Consider the following 22,444-nt stretch of genomic DNA (forward strand, 5'->3'; position numbering starts at 1 on the left):
CCGGGGGAGCCGGGCGTTGGGCCCAGCATGAGAGCGATCACCTACACCCGCACCGGTGCCCCCGACGTCCTGCAGCTCGTCGACCGCGACGAGGCCGCGCCCGGCCCCGGCGAGGTGCGCGTCCGCGTCGTCGTCTCGGGCGTGAACCCCACCGACTGGAAGTCCCGCGACGGCGGATCGCCCGGCCAGGAGCTGCCGTTCCCCGAGGTCGTCCCGAACCAGGACGGCGCGGGCGTCATCGACGCCGTCGGCCCGGACGTCACCGACCTCGCCGTCGGCGACCGCGTCTGGATCATGCTCGCCGCGCACGGTCGCCCCACCGGCACCGCGCAGGAGAAGACGATCCTCCCCGTCGACCGCGTCGCGCCGCTGCCCGACGGCCTGTCCTTCGAGCTCGGCGCGAGCCTCGGCGTCCCCTCCGTCACCGCGCACCGCGCGCTCACCGTCGCCGAGGACGGCCCGTCGCGCCTCGCGCCCGGCGCCCTCGCGGGGAAGCACGTGCTCGTCGCGGGCGGCGCGGGAGCGGTCGGCCACGCGGCCATCCAGCTCGCGCGCTGGGCCGGAGCCACCGTGATCACCACGGTCAGCTCGCCCGAGAAGGCCGCGCTCGCGACCGCCGCCGGCGCCCAGCACGTGGTCGACTACCGCGCGGGCGACGCGGCCGCGGAGATCCAGGCCATCGCGCCCGACGGCGTCGACCTGATCGTGGAGGTCGCCCCCGCGCAGAACGCGGACCTCAACCAGCAGGTCGCGCGGAACCGGGCGTCCATCGCCGTCTACGCGAACAACGGCGGCGACGAGATGACGCTGGCCGTCGTCCCCAGCTTCGTGAAGAACCTGCGCTACCAGTTCCTGCTGCTCTACACGGTGGGCCAGGAGGCGCTCGACGCCGCCCGCGCCGACATCCACCTCGCGCTCATCGATGGCGCGCTGCCCGTCGGCGAGGAGGCGGGTCTGCCCCTGCACCGCTTCGCGCTCGAGGCCACGGCCGACGCGCACCAGGCGGTCGAGGACGGCGTGACCGGCAAGGTGCTGATCGACGTGACGCCCGCCTGATCAGCGGGCGCGGACGACGGATGACCGCATCGCCTCGGGCGATGCGGTCATCCGCGCTTCCGGCCGGCCTCGGCCCGGTGCGGCGACTCCGTGCGCCCCCACGCGCGTCGTCAGGCGTCGGCGCGGACGAGCGGGGTCGCCCCGGTGAGGTCGAGACCCACGTCCACGAGCACCACGCGGCCCGCGAGCGCGCGACCGGGCTCGCGCAGGAGGCCGGCCTTGCCCGCGCCGAAGGTGACCGTGACGTCCGCGGGCAGCACGGTCGGATCCGGCACCGCGCCGTCGTCGCAGCCCACGCCGCTCGGGATGTCGCACGCGACGACGATCGGACCGCCGGCAGCCGCGACGACGGGCAGCAGGGCGGCGACGACGCGCCGGGCCTCGCCGCGGAGGGCCGGGCTCGACGTCGTGCCGATGCCGAGGATCCCGTCGACGACGAGCCCGGATGCCCGGCCGAGCGCCGCCACCTCGTCGTCGGCCAGCTCCTCCGCGGCGGCGACGGCGATGCCCGCGGCGGCGGCCTGCGCGGCGCCGCGCTCGTGGACGCGGTCGGCCGTGCGGATCACGCGCACCGCGCGCCCCTCGCGCGCGAGCTCGGCGGCGGCGAGCAGGGCGTCACCGCCGTTGTTCCCCGCGCCGACGAGCACGAGCACTGCCCCCGAGGGCGCGAGGGCGCGGCACTCCCGGGCGAGCCCGGCCGCGGCGATCCGCATGAGCTGCGCCCCGGCCGCGAGCAGCGGCGCCTCGGCCGCGCGGATGTCCGCGGCCGCGTACCCGTCGGCCAGGGAGCCGGGCGCGATCATGCCGACGCGATCCGGTCGACCAGCAGCTCCGCCCAGGCCCGGTAGACGCGCCCGTAGAGCGTGTCCTCGGGGTTCGGGGCCGCGAACTCGGGGATGCGCCACGCCGGGAACGGGACGCTGTCGGCGCGGTCGAAGCGCTCGACGACGCGTCGGGTGCTGCGGTTGAGCGCATCCGCGTGCCGACCCACGGGACCGGCGATGAGCGGCGGCGTGACCGGCGAGATCTCCAGCGGCGGGACCTCCGTCACGAGCACGAGCGCGCCCTCGGGCATGCGCGCCTGCATCTCCGTGATGCACGCCCCGAGCAGCGACTCCCAGAGCGGTGTCGGCGTGAAGCGGATGGCGTCCCCGATCCCGAGGGCGAGGACGGCGACGTCGGTGCTCGCCCACGCGGGGAACGCGTCGAGGCCCGCGCGCCAGGAGCGCACGGTGAAGTCGGGGAACGACTGGACGGACCAGAAGACGCCGCGTCCGGTGCGGACGGAGAGCTTGTGCGCGACCTGCCCGGCGACGCCGAGGTCGTGCGACACCGTCTGGTAGCCCACCGCCGTGCCCTCGCCGACGACAGCGAGGCCGTACGGATCCGGTCCCGGCATCGAGCCGGTGGGGGAGTCGCGGGGGAACGTGGCGCGGCGCATCTCCCGGTAGAGGACCCGGTACTGCAGCCGGCCGACGGTGGCCGAGCGGAGCGACGCGAGCGGGCCGGAGGACAGCAGGCCGGCGCCCGACGCGTCGCGGACGGGGTCGCGGTCGCGGCCCGGATCGGCGGAGGTGGGCGGAACGCCGGTCATCGCAGCCCGTCCCGTCCGTCGCGATGCCCCCGAGCGGGGACGTTCGCAGGATATCCCGCGGGCGGGGGCGCCCTCCACCGGAGGCGCCCCCGCCTTCGCAGGACGGCCGGGCGGATCAGGCCAGGATGTCGCGGACCATGGGCGCCACGATCGTGCCGTAGCGCTCGATCCCGCCCATCATGCGCTCGTGCGAGAACGGGCCCGCGCTGTACTTGAGGTCGAAGCGGGTGGCGCCCACGGCCTTCAGGGTCGCGGCGATCTTGCGGGCGACGGTCTCCGGGGATCCGACGTACAGCGAGCCGTGCTCGATCTCCTGCTCGTAGGAGGCGCGGGCGAGCGGCGGCCAGCCGCGGTCCTTGCCGATGCGGGCGTGCATGACCTGGTAGTCGGGGAAGAACGCCTCGCGCGCCTCGGCGTCCGTCTCGCCGACGTAGCCGGGCGAGTGGATCCCGACGGGCAGGCGCGGCTGCTCGAGCTGGTCGAGGGCGCGCGCGAACAGGTCGGCGTACGGGGCGAAGCGGTGCGGCTCGCCGCCGATGATCGCGAGCATGAGCGGCAGGCCGTGGCGCGCCGCGCGCACGACCGACTCGGGGCTGCCGCCCACGCCGACCCACGTCCTGATGCCGTTCACCGTCTTCGGGAACACGTCGTGCTCGGTGAGGGAGGCGCGCGTGGAGCCGCTCCAGGTGACGGGCGTCTCCTTGATCAGCTCGGCGAACAGGCCCAGCTTCTCCTCGAAGAGGCGCTCGTAGTCGCTCAGCTCGTAGCCGAAGAGCGGGAAGGACTCGGTGAAGGAGCCGCGGCCGAGGATGACCTCCGCGCGGCCGTCCGAGACGGCGTCGAGCGTGGCGAAGCGCTGGAAGACGCGCACCGGGTCGTCCGAGCTGAGGACCGTGACGGCGCTGCCGAGGCGGATGCGCTCCGTCTTCGCGGCGATGGCGGCGAGCGCGACCTCGGGGGAGGAGATCGCGTAGTCGTCGCGGTGGTGCTCGCCGAGGCCGATGAAGTCGATGCCGACCTGGTCGGCCAGCACGCCCTCCGCGACGACGTTGCGGATCACCTGGGCGTAGGGCAGCTCACGGCCGTCCGATCCCACGGTCACGTCCCCGAACGTGTCCAGTCCGAGCTCGATCTCCTGCGCCATGCTGTCCTGCTTCCTGATCCATGCGAACGTATGCATTCGGTTCAACTGTAGGGGCGGGTCCGGCATTCCCGCGAATCGGCGGGACCGGATCCGCCGCCTGCGGGATCAGTCGGCGACGGGCTCGGTGCGCGCGATCTCGGTGTCCTCGACGCGGGACTCCGGCATCAGCAGCCCCGCGACGACGGTCGCGAGCGCGCAGACGCCCACCGCGAGGAACACGGCGCCCGAGGCGGCGATCACGGCGTCCGGATCCCGCTGCCCGCCCGCGGAGGCGGCGAAGATGGCGTTCGCGATGGCCCCGAACACGGCCACGCCGACGGCGCTGCCGATGGACCGGGCGAACAGGTTCGCGCCCGTGACGACGCCCCGCTCGCCCCAGCCGACGCTCGACTGCGCGCCGATGAGGCTGGGCGTCGCGACGAGGCCGAGCCCCAGGCCCACGACGAAGCAGCCCGCGGCGATGCCGGCGAGGGTGGGCGTGGCCGCCAGCCCGGCGATGGACCCGGTGCCCACGATGGTGAGCGCCATGCCGATGAGCACGGTGCGGCGGAACCCGATGCGGAGGTACAGGCGGCCCGAGAGCGACGCGGAGATCGGCCAGCCGATCGTGAGCGCCGCGAGCGCGAGGCCCGAGACGAGCGGCGTGACGCCGATCGACCCCTCCAGGTACGTGGGCACGTAGGACGTGAGGCCGATGAGGATCGCGCCGACGCCGAGCGATACGAGCGTGGTCGTGAGCAGGAGGCGCCGCGAGAAGACCCAGAGCGGCAGCACGGGCTCGGCGGCGCGGCGCTCCACGAGGAGGAAGGCGACGATGAGCACGGCGCCGACGCCGAACGCGCCGATGCTGGGCAGGGAGTCCCACGCCCACGCCTGGCCGCCCTCCAGCACCGCGAGGATCAGCAGGCTGAGGCCGACCGTGAGGAGCGCGGCCCCGGCGTAGTCGACGCGGTGGCGCGTGCGCTCGATGGACTCGTGGAAGCGGCGGACGATCATCCAGCCGGCCACGAGGCAGAGCGGGACGTTGACGAAGAAGATCCAGCGCCAGCTCGTGAACTCGGAGAACACGCCGCCGAGGGTCGGGCCGACCACGCTGGAGACCGCCCACACGCTCGCGAGGTAGCCCTGCGTCTTGGCGCGCTCGGCGACCGTGTAGATGTCGCCGGCGATCGTGATCGCCATGGGCTGCACGGCCCCGGCGCCGAGGCCCTGGATGGCGCGGGCCGCGATGAGCGCGGGCATGCTCCAGGCGAACCCGCACAGCACGGATCCGACGAGGAAGAGCCCGATGCCGATGAGGATGATGGGCTTCCGGCCCACGGTGTCGGCGAGCTTCGCGTAGAGCGGCACCGACACGGCCTGCGCGAGCAGGTAGATCGAGAACAGCCACGGGAACGAGGCGAAGCCGCCGAGGTCCGCCACGATGGACGGCACCGCGGTGGCGAGGATGGTCGAGTCGATGGCCACGAGGCCCGTCGTCATCATCAGGGCGATGAGGATCGGGCCGCGCTCGGATCGGAATCCGACGCCGCTGGTGTCTGTCATGAGCCTCCCGGGTCGTCCGGTCAACGCAGGGCGGGGCCGGGCGCATTCCCGCACCGGGAGGAACGCATGTGGTCGACTGGGGGCATCCCCACCGGAAGGACCCCCTCGTGACGTTCCGCGCCCCCGACGCCTTCACCACCCGCCCGACGCTCCGCGGCACCTTCGGCATGAGCTCCGCCACGCACTGGCTCGCGTCCGGCACCGGCCAGGCCGTGCTCGAGCGCGGCGGCAACGCGTTCGACGCCGCCGTCGCGAGCGCCTTCGTGCTGCACGTGGTCGAGCCGCACCTCAACGGGCCGGGCGGGGACATGACCGCGGTCGTGCACGTCGCGGGGGAGGACGCGCCGAAGCTGCTCATGGGGCAGGGATCCGCGCCCGCCGCCGCGACCCCGGAGCGCTTCCGGGAGGAGGGTCTCGACCGCGTGCCCGGCGCGGGCGCCCTCGCGGCCGCCGTGCCCGCCGCGGTCGACGCCTGGCTCCTGCTGCTGCGCGACCACGGCACGTGGGAGCTCGCCGACGTGTGGGCGTTCGCCATCGGGTACGCCCGCGACGGGCACCCGATGCTCGCGCGCGTGAGCCGCACCATCGCGGGCGTCGCCGACCTCTTCCGCGACCACTGGACCGCGTCCGCCGCGTTCTGGATGCCCGACGGCGAGGCCCCGGTCGCCGACTCGCTCGTCACGAACCCGGCGTGGGCGGCGTCCTTAGAGCGGATCCTCGCCGAGTCGTCGGCCGCCGCGGGCCCGGACGCGACGCGCGAGGACCGCATCGAGGCGGCCCGCACGGTCTGGGCCGAGGGCTTCGTGGCGGAGGAGATGGTCGCGAGCGCGCAGGAGGCGCACCGCCACTCGACGGGCGCCGACCACGCCGGCCTCCTCACGGCGGAGGACCTCGCGTCCTCGCGCGCCTCATGGGAGGACCCGGTATCGATCGCGTTCCGCGGGCTGCGCATCTGGAAGACGGACGCCTGGGGCCAGGGGCCGGCGCTGCTGCAGGCGCTGATGATCCTCGACGGGTACGCGGACGACGAGATCGACCCGTCGACGGCCGCGGGGATCCACCGCATCATCGAGGCGCAGAAGCTGGCGCTGGCCGACCGCGAGGCGTACTACGGCGACGCCGTGCCGGGCGGGGCGCCCCTCGACGTGCTGCTGTCGGCGGAGTACGCGGCCGAGCGGCGCGCGCTCATCACGGACGCGGCGTCGCACGAGCTGCGGCCCGGACGCGTCGACGGCGTGGAGCCCTTCCTGCCGCCGCTCCTGGTCGAGGGCGACGCGCCCGCCTCCGCCGGCGGCACGGGCGAGCCGACCGTGTCCCGCACGGGCGAGACGCGCGGCGACACGTGCCACCTTGACGTGGTCGACCGGTTCGGCAACATGATCTCCGCCACGCCCTCCGGGGGCTGGCTCCAGTCGTCCCCGTTCATCCCCGCGCTCGGCTTCTGCCTCGGCACGCGCCTGCAGATGACGTGGCTCGAGCCGGGCGGCCCGTCGTCGCTCGTGCCCGGGCGCCGGCCGCGCACGACGCTGACGCCCACCCTCCTCACCCGCGATGGCGAGCCGGTGGAGGCGCTCGGCTCGCCCGGCGGCGACCAGCAGGACCAGTGGCAGCTGCCGTACCTGCTGCGCACGATCATCGGCGGGTTCTCCCCGCAGGAGGCCGTGGACGCACCGACGTTCCACACGACGAGCGTCCCCGGGTCCTTCTGGCCGCGCACCTGGACGCCCGGCGGCCTCGTGGTCGAGGGGCGCGTGGGCGAGGACGTCATCCAGGACCTGCGGGCGCGCGGCCACGAGGTCGAGGTGGTGGGGGACTGGACCCTCGGGCGCCTGTCGGCCGTGACGCGTGATCCCGCCACCGGCCTCCTCGGCGCGGCGGCGAACCCGCGCGGGGCGCAGGGGTACGCGGTCGGGCGATGACGCTCGACCGGCAGATCGCGTCGGCGCTCATCGCGGACCACGCCCGGCGTCGGGTCGGCAGCGACGCGGCCCTGCGGGCGGCGTCCGCCCCGGGTCGGTTCGTCGCGGAGCCGGACGCCGCGACCCCGTCGGCCGGCATCGTGCTCGGCGCCTCGGAGCAGCGGAACGCGACATGCGGCGACGTGGTCGACCTCCGGGTGCTCGCGGCGGATCCGCCGGATCCCGCGGAGCCCCCGCATCCGGCGCTCGACGCGGGCGCGGTCGTGGATCCCGCCGAGCGCATCGCCGTCCGCTGGCACGGCCGCGGCTGCACCGTCTCGCAGGCGTCGGCGTCGATGCTCGCCGAGCTGGTCGAGGGGCGCACGGCCGCGGAGGCGTCGGCGCTCGTGGTGGAGCTGCGCGCGCTGATCCGCTCGCACGAGCTCCTCCCCGGCGCGGAGGACCGCCTCGGCGACGCGTTCGCCCTGGCCGACTCCGGCCGCTACCCGCTCCGCGGCACGTGCGCGCTGCTCGCGTGGCACGCGCTGCAGGAGGCGCTGGGGCGCTGAGGGTCCGCCGCGACCTGCGCAGCCCACCGACAAGTGTCCTGTGCACAAGCGTTCGTGCCCGGGGCTCGGTCGCTGCATGATGCGTGCAGGGGCCGCGACGGTCGCGGTCCCTCGGCATCGGAGGAAGCATGCGGCTCTCGCGCACGACACTGTCCATCCTCGCCATCGGCTCCCTCGCCCTCGGTGGAGCCGCGGCTCCGACAGGGGCGGCTGCCGCCTCTGGACGATCGGCATCGGTCCCGGCCGCGCTGTCCGCGGGCGATCGCGCGCGCATCGAGCAGCGCCTCATCGACTTCGCCGTCCCCGAGCACCTGCGCGCCGGCCTCCTGGAGGCGGCCCGGCACGGACGCGCGTTCGACGCCGCGACCGGCGCGGCACCCACATCGACCGACACGGTCGTGCACGACGGGCTCCAGTACTCCGTCTCCCGATTCGACGACGGCTCCTTCATCGCGACGGCGCTCGAGACGCCCGGCGGCGGCACCGCGGTCCAGCCCGACGACATCCAGGGCTGCTCGCGGTACACGGGCGCGGGGGTCACGGAGTACTCGCACTGCCTCGTCATCAGCGACACCCCGACGCTCACGCTGCAGTTCCGCGCGTCCTACCACCGGTCGGCAGCGGCGTCGGGCATCGACGGGATCTCCGACTGGGACATCCAGGCCTACGGCGGATCCTGCGCCCTCCAGGAGTTCGACGTTGTCAAGGCGGGATACGGGTCGGCCACCGGCCCCGCGAGGGCGCGGCTGCGCTGCTTCGCGACCGCGGTAAGCGGCATCGCGAGCTCCTACCCGTACCTCGACCTGGTCATCGACGGCTCAGGGGCGCGTTCCGAGTCGAACTTCTGAGGCGCCGTCACGGGCGCCGGTCGACGTCCGCGCCGGTGCTGAGGTCCGCCGCCTCGATGAGGCGCGCGTCGTGGGCGGCGAGGTACGCACGGGCTCCTGCGTCGCCGCGCACCTCCGCGGCGAGCGGTTCCCAGTGGTCCCGCCCGATGAGCGCGGGGTGCCCGACGCGGCCGCGGAAGACGGCCTGGCGGAGCGTCGTCGGATCCACGGCGCCGGCCGCGAGCACGCGGCGGACGGTCGCCGTGTCGAGGTCGGGCACGTCGACCGGCACGATCGCGAGCGCGACGGGTGGCGGATCCAGGGCGGCGGCAGCCCTCAGCGCCGCGCGCAGGGAGGCGGACATGCCGTCGGCCCAGTCGTCGGCGCGCACGACGACCGCGGAGCCGGCCTCGGGCAGCGTGCGGAGCAGCGCCTCCGCCTCATCCGCCGCCGCGCCGAGCACGACGAGCACGGGCGAGCAGCCGGCCTCGGCGAGCGCGCGGACCGCGGTCGCGAGCCAGCGCCTGCCGTCGGGATGCGTCGCGAGCGCCTTGGGACCGCCGTACCGGGTGCCGGCGCCCGCGGCGAGCACGACGCCCGCGACCCGCGCGCTCCGTCCCGCGCTGCCGCCCGCGTCCCCTGCCTCCGCCATCCGCCCATGCTAGGAGCCGGCTCGCCGCTCCCTCGCCCTCCTCAGCCGCGCGTCCTACGCTCGACGCATGGATCCCGACACCGCGTCCGCGCTCGCGCTCACCCTCTCGCTCGGCGTGCCCGTGCTCGCGATCCTCGTCGCCGTCGTCCTCGCCGTGGCCAAGGCCCGCGGGGCCGGGTGGGGCTGGTACATCGTGGGCTGCACGGTCGGGGCGCTCGTGCTCGCGCTCGGCCTCGCGATCCTCGCGACGTGGGCCGCGCAGACGGGGACCGGGTACCTCGACGAGGGCGGCAGCACGTTCGGGATCGTCGTGATGGGCGTGCTGGGCGGCATCGCGACCTTCGTGGTCGGCCTGGTCGCGGGCGTGGTCGGGCTCATCTCGGCCGCCGTCCGCCAGCGCGACCGCGCGCCCTCCTCCGCGCTCGTCCACGGGTGACCCGGCGCGCTTCCGGCACGGGCATCGCCCCGACCGGCGACCGCCTGCCCCCGCGTCGCCCCCGCACCCGTCCGCCCGGACGCGTCGCCCGCACCGCGACCGGCGTCGCGACCCGCATCGGCCCGACGGGCGCCTTCGCCGCCTTCCTCGCCCTCGGCCTCCTCGTGATGACCGCGGCGTCGAGCCTGTTCGCCGGCCTCTACGTCGCGGTCGTCGACGACGCCAGCATCGCCCTCCTCGACGAGCCCGTGCTGCACCTCGCCATGGACATCCGGTCGCCGTGGCTCGACGCCGCCGTCACCGTCTTCACCGAGGCGGCGGGCGTCTACGCCGTGCCGATCGTGGGCGTGGCCGTGATCGTCGCGCTCGCCATCCGTCGACGGCAGTGGGTCCCGGTCGTCCTCGGCGTCACCGCGGGCGCCGGGTCCCTCCTCATGACCGAGGTGGGCAAGGAGCTGCTCGGCCGCGATCGCCCGCCGCGCGCCGACGCGGTGCCGCCCTACGAGACGTCGCCGTCGTTCCCGTCCGGCCACACGCTCAACGCGACCGTCGTCGCCGGGATCGTCGCCCACCTGCTCGTGCTGCGCCAGGTGCGTCGGGCCGCGCGCGTGCTCACCTACGTGATCGCCGTCGCGTTCGCCGCGTCGGTGAGCCTCAGCCGCGTGTACCTCGGCCACCACTGGCTCACGGACGTCCTCGCCGGCTGGCTGCTCGCGCTCGCGTGGCTGGCGCTCCTCGTCGTGGCGCACCGGGTGCGGCTGCGGCTGCGGGAGGCGCGGCACGCGGAAGCCGAGGCGTCGGAGATCCCGACCCGATGAGACGGCGGGGCGTGCCCGCTCGCCGCTGATGCGGCCGGTTACGTTCGGTCTGGTCGCACCGGGCGGCCGGAGACGAGGTGCCCTGTGCCGCTGGACGAGCTCGACCGCGAGATGATGCGATCCGTCGCCGCCTACCTCGACCGCGTCACCGCGCTCGCGGCCGAGGGCGTCGGCGAGCGCACGCCGCTGGGCGACGCGCTCTCCGCCCACCTGGGTGAGGACGCGACCGGCCTGCCCATCGTCGTCGAGCAGGTGCCGGCGCACCGGCTCGTCGACGCGGACATCGCGCTCGACGAGCTGGCCGCCTCGGCTCCCGGGACCCTCATCGGGTCCACCGGCGGCGAGCAGCGCTTCCACTCGTCGATGTCGGAGCTGATCGCGAACCCGCACGTGCGCTATGCGCCGGGGCCCGTCTCCTACGCCGACCGGGCCACGGGTCCCGACGCCCGGCGCCGGGTCGTGCAGTTCGGCATCCGACTCCTCCGCCACGACGGCGTGCCGCTCGTCGTCGTGCAGCGCGGCGCGGCCCCGCAGTTCGGTCGGGAGGAGGCGCAGCTCGAGGTGATGGGGGCGGACGCCGACGCGGTCACCGCCTTCCTCGAGCGGCTGCGCGCCCTCATGATCGAGCGCAGCGTGCTCCGCGGGCAGGTGCTGTCCTTCCAGGCCACGCAGTTCGGCGCGTCCGCGGGCGCGTCCTTCGTGGCCCGCCCGGACGTGCCGGAGGACGCGGTGGTGCTGGAGGAGGGCGTCCTCGAGGAGGTCGTCCAGCACGTCGTCGGGATCGGCGACCATCGCGACGCGCTCCGGGCCGCCGGGCAGCACCTCAAGCGCGGCGTCCTGCTCTACGGTCCTCCCGGCACGGGGAAGACGCTGACCGTGCGGCACCTGCTCGCGCGCACGCCCGGGGTGACGGCGGTCGTGCTCACCGGCTCGAGCATCCAGTTCATCACGCAGGCGGCGGAGATCGCGCGGACCTTCGCGCCGTCGATCGTGGTGCTGGAGGACATCGACCTCGTCGCGATGCAGCGCAACGCCTCGCCGCAGCCGCTCCTGTTCGAGGTGCTGGACGCGCTCGACGGCCTCGACAGCGACGCGGACGTGGCCTTCGTCATGACCACCAACCGCGTGGAGACGCTGGAGCGCGCCCTCGCGACGCGACCGGGCCGTGTGGACCTCGCCGTGGAGATCCCGCTGCCCGGCGCGGAGGCGCGCGCCCGCCTGTTCCGCCGGTACGCGGACGGGCTGCCGCTCTCGGAGCAGGCGCTGGACGCGGCCGCGCTGGCCGCGGACGGGACCACCGGCTCCTTCGCGAAGGAGCTCATGCGCCGGACGGTCCTCCGCGCCGCGCTCGACGGGCGGCGACCCGGGGACGACGACCTGGCCGCGGCGCTCGACGGGCTCCTCGCCGCGGGTGCCGCCCTCACCCGACGCCTCCTCGGCAGCGGCGGTCCGGAGGACGGACCCGCCTACGACCCGGACGAGGAGGGCGACGCCGGCTACCACGTGGGCACCGCGGGCGGGGCCGTCTTCGACGGGTCGTACGCGCCGTACGGGTCGCACGATCCGTCGGGGGAGATGGGCTCGGTGACCTCGTCGTCCTCCGGCATGGACCCCGACGGCGGGCCGCACGGCTCCGCGCCTCACGTGGACGGCGACGCCGAGGACCGCGCCGCGCACGAGGGCGACGCGCGGCGGTAGCGGCACCGTCGCCGCAGGGCGACGCGGCCGGCCCGCGACCGGAGGCCGCCTCGTCCCTTCGGATGACGATGGCCGTGACGCCCCGGCCCCTCAGCCCGCCGACACCCGCCGCCCCTGCACGAAGACGCCCGCGATGGCCGGCTCGCGCAGACCCATGAGCAGCGTGAAGAGGATCTGGTCGGTGGCGCGGGCCTCGTCGTCCGAGCGGATGCCGTGCGCGAGCGTCAGGGCGAGCGGCTCCCAGAGGTCCGGCGTGATCGTCAGGAAGTCGGCGTCCTTGCCGACGTCGAGGTTGCCGTAGCGGTCCTCCATGTCGAGGGCGCGGGCGCCCGCGAGGGTGCCGGTGAACAGGAGCTCCGCAGCGTCGAGCTCGACGCCCTCGTCGCCCGGCTCCGAGAGGTGCACCTTGAACGCATCGTTGAGCACGCGTGAGATGAGCCACTCGTCGCCGGCGCCGACGTCGGATCCGAGGGCCACGTTCACGCCCGAGGCGACCGTGCGCCGCCACGGCATGGTGCCGGAGCCCAGGAACTGCTGCGACGTCGGGCAGTGCGCGATGCTGCTGCCGGTCTCGCGGAGGCGCGCGAGCTCGGAGTCCTGGCAGTGCACCGCGTGCGCGAGCACGCTCCGGCGGCCGAGGAGGCTGGATCCGCCGCGCGCGGACCCGGGCAGGAACCGCCCGTCGTAGGTGTCGAGGTAGGTGTCCGTGCCGTAGACCTCCCGGACGGCGGCGATCTCGCCCGTGCCCGGCCGGTCGTTCTCGTTGAGGTGCGAGTGGAAGTAGACGCCCTCGCCGCGCGCCACGTCGTACAGCTCGCCGAGGCCGCGCAGCGTGGTCGGCGTCACGGACAGGCTGAAGCGCGGCACGATCGCGACCTGCAGGAGCGCGGTGGTCGCGTCCCCGGTGTCGACGGCGTGCCAGCGGTCGATCTCGTCGCACGAGAGGGAGATCGCCGCGTCCTCCGTCGTGAGCAGCGGGGCCGCCGGGCCCGATCCCACGGTCTGGATCCCGCGCCCGCTGACCAGCCGGAGGCCCGCGTCGCGGGACGCCTCGAACAGCGCGTCCTGGGCGTGGGGGAAGGCGGACCCGAACACCAGCGCGCTCGTCGTGCCCGCCATGATCCGGCGGCGCGTGAAGTCGTGCGCGATCATGCGCGCGAAGCCCTCGTCCTCGAGGCGCGCCTCCGACGGGAACACGCACGAGTCCAGCCACTCGAGCAGCTGGCCGCCGCCGTGCGCGCTCGTCGTGTACGTCTGCGGGAAGTGCACGTGCGCGTCCACGAAGCCGGGCAGGAGGAAGTCCGACGCGTCGCCGTGCACGGGGGCGTCGGCGAAGCGCGCCGGCAGCTCGCGGAACGGGCCGACCCACGCGATGCGGCCCGCGTCGTCCACCGCGAGCGCGCCGTCGGGGACGGAGACGAGGTGCCGCCGCGCGTCCTGGACGACCGGGGCGCCCGAGATGTGGAGGACGTGGCCGCGGTGCACGGCCCGGCGGCCGGGGGTGGCGGGGGTCGAGGAGGGGCGGTCGGTGCTCGTGGCGCGGTGGTCGCTCATGCGGATCCGTTCGCTCGGCGGGCGGGGGACGACGGGGCGCCCGCGTCCGGCGAGGTGCGTCGACATGCTGCCGGTGCGCCCGCGTGGAGGCCGGCGGGAGAGCCCTCGACATGATGGTCGCACTCCCGGCTGGGGCACGCGCCGGGCGCACCGACATGCGGAGTCACCCAGCGAGCCGTCACACGGAGCGCGCTGCGTCCTCCGCGTCGAGCAGGGGCATGAGGAGGGCGTCGATGCGGGCGAGGCGCCGCGGGGTCATCACGTGGAGCGCCACGATCACCGCCGCGAGACCGAGGGCGAGCGCCCACGCGTACCAGGGGCCGCCGAGCACGCCCCACACGACCCCTCCGACGACGAGCGCCCCGCCGAGGACGGACAGCAGCGGGGCCACCTCGGCCTCCGCGGACGCGCGGCGGCGGAGCAGGGCGCCCGTCCACGCCTCGACGTCGGCTCCGGGAGGCAGGCGGCCGTCCTCGACGGCCTCGGTGAGATCCAACCCGTCGGGCCCGGCGTCCGCGCGGGCGCGGATGCGGCGGAGGACGACGCCCAGGATCACCCCGCTGACGGCGGCGAGCACGGCGCGCGTGATCAGACGCTCGGGGCGCAGCGCGTCCTCGCCGAGGGACAGGTCGACGAGCGTGTGCACGACGACGTACCCGATGACGACGGGGAGGACGAGGAGCGCGACCGGACCCCCGAGCCAGCGGCGGCGGAGGCGGCGCCATCGGCCGTGGGGGGCCACTGGCGACGGGGCGCCCTCCGGCGAGGACGTCACGCGGACACGCCGCCCGACGGGGGCGAGGCCCGGACGGACGATGACGCGGCCCGGTCGTCACGCTCGCGGACCTGCTGGAGGAGGGCCTCGATGCGCGGCAGGGCGCGCCGTGCCTGCAGGACGACGCCGATCCCGAGGCCCACGAGCACGACGATGGCGAACCAGCCGACCGGGCTGCCGGGATCGAGCACGACGAGCGCGATGCCCATGGCGGCGAACACGAGGAGGACGAGCGGCGTCAGCCACACGCTGCGGCGGGACTGGCCGCGGCGCCACTTGAGGGCCGGGATCCAGACGGCCGGCTCGGCCGCCAGCGGGGCCTTCCCCGTCCGGATCGCCGCCGTGATGTCCGCCGAGGTCGACGCGCCGCCGTTGCGGCGGCGCTGCCATGCGACGACGGCGACCATGGCGCCTCCGAACAGGAGCGACCCGACGAGGCGCAGGACGACGCCGATCACGGACAGCCCGTCGCCCGTGATCAGCAGATCGATGACCGTGCGGACCACGAAGTAGACGGCCGTGACGATGAGGAACACGCTGCTCAGCGACGCGCGCTCGATGCGCTCCTGCAGCCCCCTCACGAGATGCGGGCCGGGGCGGTGTCGGGGCGGGCGCGGTGCGTCATCGTGTCTCCTCGCGTGCGGGGCGCCGGGTCCGTGGGCCCCGCAGCACGACCCTATCCAGCGGCCGGCGGGATCCGATCCCCGGGCGCGGGCGGCGTCCATGCGGCGCGCTCCTCGGCGTCCTGCCGGCTGCGCTCCCTGGAGCGGGATGAGGAGGGCGTCCACGCGGTCGCGGCGGAAGGGGCGGGACACGATGTGCCACGCGGACCAGGTGACGAGGACCGCGAGCGCGACGAGAGCCACCGCGTCGGCGGCACCGCGCGGGTCGCCGTCCCCGCCGCGCGCCGGGAGGACGACCAGGAACGCCACGCCGACGACGAGCACGAGCGCGACGGGCATGCCCCAGGTCTCCTGGCGGATCTCGTGACGGCGGCGCTCCAGCGCGCGGAGCCAGGCGGACGCGTCGGCGCCCGCGGGCAGCTCGCCGTCCTCGACCGCCTCCGACACCTCGACCTCGCGCGGGGCACCGGGCCGGAGGCGCGCGCGGATGCGGCGCGACCCGACCGCCAGGGTCCCGAAGAGCAAGGCGAAGCCGATCCGGAGGACGAGGGCGCCCGACCCCTCCGACGGCCCGTCCGCGTCGAGCGCCCAGAGCCAGGCGTAGAACAGGGCGGCGATCACGAGCGCCTGGACGGCGGCCGGGGCGTCGGCCCAGGTGCGACGTAGCCGTCGGAACAGCGGCTGACGGCGCTCGGGAGCGGTCGTGGTCATCGGGCCTCCTCGTCCAGCGCGGCGGATGCGGCGCACGGCACCGAGGGAGCCCCCCGGCATCCGGGCCCACCCTATCCAGGCGGCCGCCGGGGCGTGACGCGGGCGGTAGCATGCGCGCGCCGGCGGTCGGCGGCACCGCGGACCGGTGCCTGGGCGGATCCGGCCCCCGGTCGTGGCAGGCTGGGCGCCGAAGGGCACACGTCCCGTCCTCACATCCCGTCCCATCCCGCCGTCCACCCGCCCCGCGCCCGCTCGCCGGCGCGTCCGTCCCGGAGGTGCCGTGCTCGAGATCGCCGCTGAGGTGCTCGACGCCCTCGCCGACGGCCGCCGCCTCGCGGTCGCCTGCGTGACCGACGTGCTCGGCAGCGCGCCGCGCACCGCCGGCACGGCGATGGCCGTGGACGACCGGGGCCGCGTCATCGGATCCATCTCCGGCGGGTGCGTCGAGGGCGCGGTCGTCGAGGTCGCCGCGGGCGTGCTCGACGACGGGGTCCCCGTGCTCACGTCCTTCGGCGTCAGCGACGACGACGCGTTCCAGGTCGGCCTCACCTGCGGCGGGCGGATCGGCGTGGTCGTGGTGGAGGTCGCCCCGTCGGGGGATGCGCGCTCGCCCGTGCCGGACGCCGTGCGCGCCGCCCTCGAGGACGCCCGTGCCGGCCGCGGCGCAGCGCTCGCCCTCGTGCTGGAGGGCCCGACGGCCGGCACGTGGATCACGGCCGCCCCCGACCCCGACGTCGACGCGGCCGTCGGCGCCGACCCCGCCCGGCGGATCCGCGCCGAGCTCGCCGCCCGCCTCGCCGCCGGCCGCTCGGGCACCACCGAGGTCGACTGCGCCGACGGACCGCTCCGGGTGCTGCACCTCGTCGCCGCGCCGCCGCCGCGCCTGCTCGTCTTCGGCGCCGTCGACTTCTCCGCCGCCCTCGCGGACGCCGCCGCGCTCCTCGGCTACCGGGTCACCGTGTGCGACGCCCGGCCCGCCTTCGCCACCCGCGCGCGCTTCCCGTCGGCGCACGAGGTGGTCGCCGAGTGGCCCGACGAGTACCTGGCCCGCACCGAGGTCGACGCCCGCACCGTGATCTGCGTGCTCACCCACGACGACCGCTTCGACGTGCCGCTCCTCGTCGCCGCGCTCCGCCTGCCCGTCGCGTTCGTCGGGGCGATGGGAAACCGCACGACGCACGAGCGCCGCCGCGCCCGCCTCGTGGAGGAGGGCCTGACCGACGCGGAGCTCGCGCGGCTCCGGTCGCCCATCGGCCTCGACATCGGCGCGAGCACGCCGGGGGAGACGGCCGTCTCGATCCTCGCGGAGGTGCTCGCGGCCCGCGCCGGCGCCGCGGGCGCACCGCTCACCACCACCACCGGGCCGATCCACGGGGAGACCTCATGACCGCCGCATCCGCCTCCGCCGCGCCCGCCGCCTCGGCCCAGCCCGGCCTCGCCCGCCGGCTCGGCCTCCTCGACGCCACCGTGCTCGGCCTCGGCGCCATGATCGGCGCCGGCGTCTTCGCCGTGATGCCCGCGGCAGCGCGCGCGGCCGGCGGCGGGCTCCTCGTCGGGTTGGCGATCGCCGCGGTCGTCGCCTTCTGCAACGCGACCGCGTCCGCGCAGCTCGCGGCCCGCTACCCGTCGTCCGGTGGCTCGTACCTCTACGGCCGCGAGCGCCTGGGGGAGTGGCCGGGCTTCCTCGCGGGCTGGTCGTTCGTCATCGGGAAGACCGCGAGCTGCGCTGCGATGGCCCTCACCTTTGCCGCGTACGCGGTGCCCACGGCATGGCAGCGCCCGGTCGCGGCGCTCGCCGTGGCCGCGCTGGCGGTCGTGGGCTGCCTCGGCGTGACCCGCACGGCCCGGCTCGCGCGGGTGATCATCGCGGTCGTCCTCGCGGTCCTCGCGCTCGTGCTCGTGGCGGGCCTCGTCGCGGGCGGCCCGGGCGCGGCCTCGGGCCCCGCGGCCGGCGTGGTCGACACGACCCCCTACGGCGTGCTCCAGTCCGCGGGCCTGCTGTTCTTCGCCTTCGCGGGATACGCGCGGATCGCGACCATGGGGGAGGAGGTGCGGGATCCGGCGCGCACCATCCCGCGCGCGATCCTCCTCGCGCTCGGCGGCGCCCTCGTCGTCTACGCGCTCGTCGCCGTGACCCTGCTCGGCGTGCTCGGGGAGGCGCGCCTCGCCGGATCCACGGCACCCCTCGCCGACGTCGTGCGCGACGCGGGCTGGGCGTGGGCGGTGCCCGTGGTCGCGGTGGGCGCGGCCGCCGCCTGCCTCGGCGCGCTGCTGGCCCTCCTCGCCGGGATCGGCCGCACGTCGCTCGCGATGGCACGCGAGGGCGACCTGCCGCGCGGGCTCGCCGTCGTGCACCCGCGGTACCGGGTGCCGCAGCGGGCCGAGATCGCCGTCGCGGTGGTCGTCGTGGCGCTCGTGCTCACGGTGGACCTCCGCGGCGTCGTCGGCTTCTCGTCCTTCGGCGTCCTGCTGTACTACGTGGTCGCCAACGCCGCGGCCTTCACGCAGGACCGCGCCGACCGCCGCTACCCGAAGGCGCTGCAGGTGCTGGGCGTCGTCGGCTGCCTGGTGCTCGTCGCGACCCTGCCGCTGCCGTCGATCGCCGCGGGCGCGGCCGTGCTCGCGGTGGGCGTCGTCGGGCGGTCGGTCGTGCTCGCCCGGCGTCGTCGCGGATCCGCGCCCGCCGCCTGACCCCGCCGCCTGACCCTGCCGCCTGATCCGCTCAGGACTCCCGCGTGCCCCGCTCGCCGAGGGTCGTCGGGCTGTCGAACCGCGGCTGCGGCCCGCCGCCGTGGAGGAGCCGCCACACGCGGTCGCGGGACATGGGCAGGTCGTGCGGCCGGATCCCGACGGCGTCCCGCACCGCGTTCGCGAGCGCCGGCGCGACCGGGTTGTAGGGCGCCTCGCTCATCGACTTCGCGCCGAGCGGCCCGTTCTCGTCGTGCGTGTCGGCGAACAGCACCTCGGTCACGGGCAGGTCGGCGAGCTGCGGGATGTGGTAGTTCCGCAGCACGTCGGTGAGGATCCGGCCCTCCCCGTCGTGCACGACCTCCTCGTACATGGCCGTGCCGATCGCCTGCGCCGTGCCGCCCTCGACCTGTCCGCGCAGCTGGGCGGGGTTCAGCACGGTGCCCGCGTCGACGGCCTGCACGGAGCGGAGGATGCGCACCTCGCCGGTCGCCGGATCCACCGCCACCCGGAACGCGTGCACGTTGAACGCGAGCGAGCGGAGCGCGCCGTCCTCGCGGGCCTCCGCGGCGAGCCCGTCCGGCCCGACGAGGTCGGCGACGGGCACCGCGACGTCGCCGGCGACGAGCGCGTCGGGCGTGAGGGCGAACGCGGCGCCGGCGATCCCCGTGCGCGCCGAGGCGGCCTCCCGCAGCAGGCCGGCGAGCGCGGTCGCTGCCCGGTGCACGGCCTTCCCGGCGACCACCGTGCCCGCGGAGCCGAACGCGCCCGTGTCGTAGCCCGTGACGTCGGTGTCGGACTGGCGGATGCGGATCCGCTCGGGCGTCGTCCCCAGCGCGGTCGCGGCGAGCTGGGCGTGCACCGTGGTGGTGCCGTTGCCGAACTCGGCCGTGCCGACGGACACGGTCACGATCCCGTCCGCGGCGAGCCCCACGTGCACCTCGGCGAAGTGCCCGCGCGGCGGCATGGTCGCGATCATCGCCGCGGCCATGCCCTCGCCCACGACCCACCGGTCGCCGTCCGGCACCGGATCCCCGCCGCCGTCGCGGAGCGCCGCCTCGGCGAGGTCCAGGCACTGGTCGAGGCCGTAGCTGCCGCCGAAGCCGAGGTCCGGGCCCTCGGCGTGCGTGATGATCAGCGGGTCCCCCGGCACGACCGCGTTCCGCCGCCGGATCTCGAAGCCCGAGATGCCGAGCCTCCGCGCCAGCTCGTCGAGCGCCGACTCGATCGCGAAGATCACCTGCCCGAGGCCGTAGCCGCGGAACGCGCCCGACGGGAGGTTGTGCGTGTAGACGCTCTGCGCGTCCACGCGCTTGGCCGGCGCGCGGTACAGGGCGATCGACTCGTTGCAGCCGTGGAACATGACGCCCGGCCCGTGGTTGCCGTACGCGCCCGTGTCCGAGAGCACGTCGACCGCGAGGGCCGTGAGCACGCCGTCGGCGGTGGCGCCGACCGTCACGCCGACCCGCATCGGGTGCCGCGCGGGCGAGAGCGTGAACTCGTCGGACCGCGTGAACTCCAGCTGCACCGGGCGGCCGGTCGCGAGCACGGCGAGGGTCACGACGTCCTCCGTGAGGATCTCCTGCTTGCCGCCGAAGCCGCCGCCCACGCGCGCCGTGAACACGCGCACCCGGTCGGGCTCCAGCTCGAACAGCCGGCAGATCTCCCGCTGCACGAGGAACGGGACCTGGGAGCTCGTGCGGAGGACGAGGCGGCCCTCCTCCATCCAGCCGACGGTCGCGTGCGTCTCGAGGTGCGTGTGCGCGACGCGCTGGGTGGACCAGGTGCCCGACACGACCTCGTCGGCCTCCGCGAGTCCCCGCGCCACGTCGCCGTGCTCGCCGTGCATCTCCGCCACGATGTTCCGCTGCGGGTCGGCGAGGCGGGAGACGGCCGGGTCCTTGTCGCCGTGCACGAGGGGCGCACCGGGCCGCCGGGCGTCCTCGGGGTCGAACACGGCGGGCAGCGGCTCGTAGTCGACCCGCACGAGGCGCACGGCCTCCTCGGCGATCCCGACGGTGTCGGCGATCACGGCCGCGACCCGCTGGCCGCGGAACCGCATCACGTCGTCGAAGACGCGGCTGTCGTCGGGGTCGTCGAAGCGGTCCTCGTGCCGGGCCGAGGAGTAGAGCGTCGCGGGGGAGTCATGGTGCGTGAGGACGGCGTGCACGCCCGGCAGCGCGAGGGCGGCGGAGGCGTCGATCGACCGGATCCGCGCGTGCGGGTGGGGGCTGCGCACCAGGCTCGCGTGCAGGAGGCCGGGGACCGTCACGTCGAGCGTGTACGGCTCGAGCCCGCTGACGACGCGCTCGCTCGCGGGGGCGTGCAGGGACGTGCCGACGCGGCCGGTCTGGGCGCGCTCGCCCGACGGGGCCCGCTCGCCCGCCAGGGCACCGGGAGCCGCGGTCCCGGTCCCGGATCCGGTCCCGGTCCCGGTTCCCGTCGTCCGCACCGGTCCCAGCCCCTCGGGCCGCGCGCCCCCGCAGCCCGGCGCGTGCGCGTGGTCGGGTCCGCCGTGCGCGCCCCGGATCGCCTCGTCGATGGCGCGGTACCCGGTGCACCGGCAGAGGCTGCTCTTCATCAGGCGCGGCAGGTCGTCCAGCTCGTCGTCGGCGAGCGACGCGGCCGTGACCACCATGCCGGGCGTGCAGAACCCGCACTGGAACCCGGCCTCCTCCACGAAGCGCTCCTGCACCGGGTGCAGGTCGCCCGGCGTCCCGAGTCCCGTCGCCGTCGTGACCACGCGGCCCGCGGCCCGGAACGCCGGCATGATGCACGAGTGCACGGCCTCCCCGTCGAGGAGCACCGCGCACGCGCCGCAGTCGCCCGAGTCGCAGCCCTTCTTGACGCTGTGCACCTCGTGCGCGCGGAGCCAGGTGCGCAGGCTCTGCCCGGGAGCGGGGTCGCCCGGGATGTCGCGTCCGTCCACCGTCATGCTCACGTGCGCGCTCCCGTCGTCGTGGTGGCCGCGGCCCCGGGCGGGGTGCCGCGCTCGCCGGATGCGGGGCCGTCGCCCGCGCCCGACGCGTCGCCGGCCAGCTCCGCGCGGATCTCCTCCGCCAGCAGCGCGCTCACCGCACGGCGCCAGTCGGCGGCTCCGTGCGCGTCGGTGAACCAGGATCCGATCGCCCGCACGTCGTCCGCGAGCGCGCCCGCCGCGGGGAGCCCCGGGTAGCGGAGCAGCTCGGGCCGGAGCGTCGCGCCGGTGACGCAGAGCGTGAACGCCCCGTCCTCGTCGAGCCGCCCGATCACCACGGACCCCGACCGCCCGATGGGCGACAGCGCGATCTTCCGGAACGCCGTCCGCGCGCGCAGCGACGCCGCCGGCACGTGGATCGAGCGGAGCACGTCACCCGGCTGGAGCGCGGTCGTGCGGTCGCCCGTCACGAGCTCGGCGACGGGCATCCGCTCGTCGTGCGCCGGCACCTCGTCGGTCGCCGCGCGCCAGATGAGGGCGTCCGCGTCGAGCGCGGCGGCGAGCGCCGTCATGGGACCGGCGGGAAGGGCGGAGCAGATGTTGCCGCCGACCGTGGCGACCCGCCAGATCTTGGTCGACCCGAACAGGGCCGTGCACGCCCGCAGGAACAGCGGGTGCGCGCGCCAGCCGTCGCGCTCCGCGATCCCCGCGACCTCCGCGATGGTGCACGTCGCCGCGATCTCGAGCCCGTCGTCGGTCACCGTCAGCGACGGCCAGCCGAGCGTCTGCAGGTCCACGAGCCCGATGAGGTGCGGATGCGGCTCGGCGAAGATCCCGGATCCCCCGGCGAGCGCGGCGACCGCGGGGCCGAGGGCGGCGAGGTCGGCACGGGTGCGGGCGGGGAGGACGGAGCGGACGGTCGGCTGGTCCATGGGTCTC

The 22,444-nt window shown here is 75.8% G+C and carries 19 protein-coding genes; 9 read left to right on the forward strand and 10 right to left on the reverse strand.

The window, feature by feature from the left end:
* The first annotated feature begins 27 nt into the window (after window positions 1-27).
* Complete coding sequence (locus QFZ62_RS00295) at window positions 28-1,056, forward strand: NADPH:quinone reductase (protein WP_307500787.1); 1,029 nt, start codon at window positions 28-30, stop codon at window positions 1,054-1,056.
* Window positions 1,057-1,166: 110 nt separating this feature from the next.
* Here the strand turns inward: QFZ62_RS00295 and QFZ62_RS00300 are convergent, their stop codons facing one another.
* The 4 genes from QFZ62_RS00300 to QFZ62_RS00315 all read right to left on the reverse strand — a co-directional run bounded on the left by QFZ62_RS00300 (window position 1,167) and on the right by QFZ62_RS00315 (window position 5,339).
* On the reverse strand, window positions 1,167-1,859 hold the full coding sequence (locus QFZ62_RS00300; protein ID WP_307500788.1) for an NAD(P)H-hydrate epimerase: 693 nt from the start codon (window positions 1,857-1,859) through the stop codon (window positions 1,167-1,169).
* Window positions 1,856-2,650: an esterase gene (locus tag QFZ62_RS00305; protein WP_307500789.1), complete on the reverse strand. Its 795-nt coding sequence runs from the start codon at window positions 2,648-2,650 to the stop codon at window positions 1,856-1,858. Before QFZ62_RS00305 ends, QFZ62_RS00300 begins: the two co-directional genes overlap by 4 nt.
* Window positions 2,651-2,765: 115 nt before the next feature.
* Window positions 2,766-3,794, reverse strand: a complete 1,029-nt coding sequence (locus tag QFZ62_RS00310; protein ID WP_307507632.1) for an LLM class flavin-dependent oxidoreductase — start codon at window positions 3,792-3,794, stop codon at window positions 2,766-2,768.
* 105 nt (window positions 3,795-3,899) lie between these two features.
* The gene (locus QFZ62_RS00315; RefSeq protein WP_307500790.1) at window positions 3,900-5,339 is read right to left on the reverse strand and encodes an MFS transporter; all 1,440 of its coding nucleotides are present in this window, start codon (window positions 5,337-5,339) and stop codon (window positions 3,900-3,902) included.
* Between the two features lie 107 nt (window positions 5,340-5,446).
* On the opposite strand from QFZ62_RS00315, the gene QFZ62_RS00320 reads away from it, so the two are divergent.
* The 3 genes from QFZ62_RS00320 (at window position 5,447) to QFZ62_RS00330 (ending at window position 8,654) form a co-directional block, all read left to right on the forward strand.
* Window positions 5,447-7,258 (forward strand): gamma-glutamyltransferase family protein, encoded by a 1,812-nt coding sequence (locus tag QFZ62_RS00320; protein WP_373425924.1) that lies wholly within the window; start codon window positions 5,447-5,449, stop codon window positions 7,256-7,258.
* Window positions 7,255-7,806, forward strand: a complete 552-nt coding sequence (locus QFZ62_RS00325; RefSeq protein WP_307500791.1) for an iron-sulfur cluster assembly scaffold protein — start codon at window positions 7,255-7,257, stop codon at window positions 7,804-7,806. The genes QFZ62_RS00320 and QFZ62_RS00325 overlap by 4 nt, the downstream gene beginning before the upstream one ends.
* A 128-nt stretch (window positions 7,807-7,934) precedes the next feature.
* Window positions 7,935-8,654, forward strand: a complete 720-nt coding sequence (locus QFZ62_RS00330) for a hypothetical protein (protein ID WP_307500792.1) — start codon at window positions 7,935-7,937, stop codon at window positions 8,652-8,654.
* A gap of 7 nt (window positions 8,655-8,661) precedes the next feature.
* Here the strand turns inward: QFZ62_RS00330 and QFZ62_RS00335 are convergent, their stop codons facing one another.
* Window positions 8,662-9,285, reverse strand: coding sequence for an NTP transferase domain-containing protein (locus tag QFZ62_RS00335; protein WP_307500793.1), 624 nt, complete (start codon window positions 9,283-9,285; stop codon window positions 8,662-8,664).
* A gap of 67 nt (window positions 9,286-9,352) precedes the next feature.
* Here QFZ62_RS00335 and QFZ62_RS00340 point away from each other — a divergent pair, with 67 nt between their 5' ends.
* The 3 genes from QFZ62_RS00340 (at window position 9,353) to QFZ62_RS00350 (ending at window position 12,237) form a co-directional block, all read left to right on the forward strand.
* Window positions 9,353-9,721, forward strand: a complete 369-nt coding sequence (locus QFZ62_RS00340) for a hypothetical protein (RefSeq protein ID WP_307500794.1) — start codon at window positions 9,353-9,355, stop codon at window positions 9,719-9,721.
* Window positions 9,718-10,539 (forward strand): phosphatase PAP2 family protein, encoded by an 822-nt coding sequence (locus QFZ62_RS00345; protein ID WP_307500795.1) that lies wholly within the window; start codon window positions 9,718-9,720, stop codon window positions 10,537-10,539. Before QFZ62_RS00340 ends, QFZ62_RS00345 begins: the two co-directional genes overlap by 4 nt.
* 84 nt (window positions 10,540-10,623) lie before the next feature.
* Entirely contained in the window at window positions 10,624-12,237 is a 1,614-nt protein-coding gene (locus QFZ62_RS00350) for an ATP-binding protein (RefSeq protein WP_307500796.1), read from the forward strand.
* Window positions 12,238-12,327: 90 nt separating this feature from the next.
* On the opposite strand, the gene QFZ62_RS00355 is transcribed toward QFZ62_RS00350, so the two are convergent.
* From QFZ62_RS00355 to QFZ62_RS00365, 3 genes are all read right to left on the reverse strand, one after another.
* Window positions 12,328-13,791 carry an amidohydrolase family protein gene (locus QFZ62_RS00355; RefSeq protein ID WP_307500797.1) on the reverse strand — a complete coding sequence of 488 codons (1,464 nt, stop codon included), beginning with the start codon at window positions 13,789-13,791 and terminating at the stop codon, window positions 12,328-12,330.
* A gap of 178 nt (window positions 13,792-13,969) precedes the next feature.
* Window positions 13,970-14,533 carry a hypothetical protein gene (locus QFZ62_RS00360; RefSeq protein ID WP_307500798.1) on the reverse strand — a complete coding sequence of 188 codons (564 nt, stop codon included), beginning with the start codon at window positions 14,531-14,533 and terminating at the stop codon, window positions 13,970-13,972.
* Window positions 14,534-14,562: 29 nt separating this feature from the next.
* Complete coding sequence (locus tag QFZ62_RS00365) at window positions 14,563-15,900, reverse strand: hypothetical protein (RefSeq protein WP_307500799.1); 1,338 nt, start codon at window positions 15,898-15,900, stop codon at window positions 14,563-14,565.
* 280 nt (window positions 15,901-16,180) lie between these two features.
* Here QFZ62_RS00365 and QFZ62_RS00370 point away from each other — a divergent pair, with 280 nt between their 5' ends.
* Both QFZ62_RS00370 and QFZ62_RS00375 read left to right on the forward strand, forming a co-directional pair.
* Window positions 16,181-17,287, forward strand: coding sequence for an XdhC family protein (locus tag QFZ62_RS00370; RefSeq protein ID WP_307500800.1), 1,107 nt, complete (start codon window positions 16,181-16,183; stop codon window positions 17,285-17,287).
* Window positions 17,284-18,591 carry an APC family permease gene (locus QFZ62_RS00375; protein ID WP_307500801.1) on the forward strand — a complete coding sequence of 436 codons (1,308 nt, stop codon included), beginning with the start codon at window positions 17,284-17,286 and terminating at the stop codon, window positions 18,589-18,591. Before QFZ62_RS00370 ends, QFZ62_RS00375 begins: the two co-directional genes overlap by 4 nt.
* 31 nt (window positions 18,592-18,622) lie before the next feature.
* On the opposite strand, the gene QFZ62_RS00380 is transcribed toward QFZ62_RS00375, so the two are convergent.
* Both QFZ62_RS00380 and QFZ62_RS00385 read right to left on the reverse strand, forming a co-directional pair.
* Window positions 18,623-21,529, reverse strand: a complete 2,907-nt coding sequence (locus QFZ62_RS00380) for a molybdopterin-dependent oxidoreductase (RefSeq protein ID WP_307500802.1) — start codon at window positions 21,527-21,529, stop codon at window positions 18,623-18,625.
* On the reverse strand, window positions 21,526-22,437 hold the full coding sequence (locus QFZ62_RS00385; protein WP_307500803.1) for an FAD binding domain-containing protein: 912 nt from the start codon (window positions 22,435-22,437) through the stop codon (window positions 21,526-21,528). Before QFZ62_RS00385 ends, QFZ62_RS00380 begins: the two co-directional genes overlap by 4 nt.
* Window positions 22,438-22,444: the final 7 nt, after the last annotated feature.

Source organism: Clavibacter sp. B3I6, assembly GCF_030816895.1.
Lineage (GTDB): Bacteria > Actinomycetota > Actinomycetes > Actinomycetales > Microbacteriaceae > Clavibacter.

Coding starts and splice junctions, on each gene's coding strand:
- QFZ62_RS00325 (WP_307500791.1), top strand. CDS start 7,255: ATGACGCTCGACCGGCAGATCGCGTCGGCGCTCATCGCGGACCACGCC.
- QFZ62_RS00365 (WP_307500799.1), bottom strand. CDS start 15,900: ATGACCACGACCGCTCCCGAGCGCCGTCAGCCGCTGTTCCGACGGCTA.
- QFZ62_RS00340 (WP_307500794.1), top strand. CDS start 9,353: ATGGATCCCGACACCGCGTCCGCGCTCGCGCTCACCCTCTCGCTCGGC.
- QFZ62_RS00305 (WP_307500789.1), bottom strand. CDS start 2,650: ATGACCGGCGTTCCGCCCACCTCCGCCGATCCGGGCCGCGACCGCGAC.
- QFZ62_RS00335 (WP_307500793.1), bottom strand. CDS start 9,285: ATGGCGGAGGCAGGGGACGCGGGCGGCAGCGCGGGACGGAGCGCGCGG.
- QFZ62_RS00375 (WP_307500801.1), top strand. CDS start 17,284: ATGACCGCCGCATCCGCCTCCGCCGCGCCCGCCGCCTCGGCCCAGCCC.
- QFZ62_RS00355 (WP_307500797.1), bottom strand. CDS start 13,791: ATGAGCGACCACCGCGCCACGAGCACCGACCGCCCCTCCTCGACCCCC.
- QFZ62_RS00315 (WP_307500790.1), bottom strand. CDS start 5,339: ATGACAGACACCAGCGGCGTCGGATTCCGATCCGAGCGCGGCCCGATC.
- QFZ62_RS00310 (WP_307507632.1), bottom strand. CDS start 3,794: ATGGCGCAGGAGATCGAGCTCGGACTGGACACGTTCGGGGACGTGACC.
- QFZ62_RS00300 (WP_307500788.1), bottom strand. CDS start 1,859: ATGATCGCGCCCGGCTCCCTGGCCGACGGGTACGCGGCCGCGGACATC.
- QFZ62_RS00330 (WP_307500792.1), top strand. CDS start 7,935: ATGCGGCTCTCGCGCACGACACTGTCCATCCTCGCCATCGGCTCCCTC.
- QFZ62_RS00295 (WP_307500787.1), top strand. CDS start 28: ATGAGAGCGATCACCTACACCCGCACCGGTGCCCCCGACGTCCTGCAG.
- QFZ62_RS00385 (WP_307500803.1), bottom strand. CDS start 22,437: ATGGACCAGCCGACCGTCCGCTCCGTCCTCCCCGCCCGCACCCGTGCC.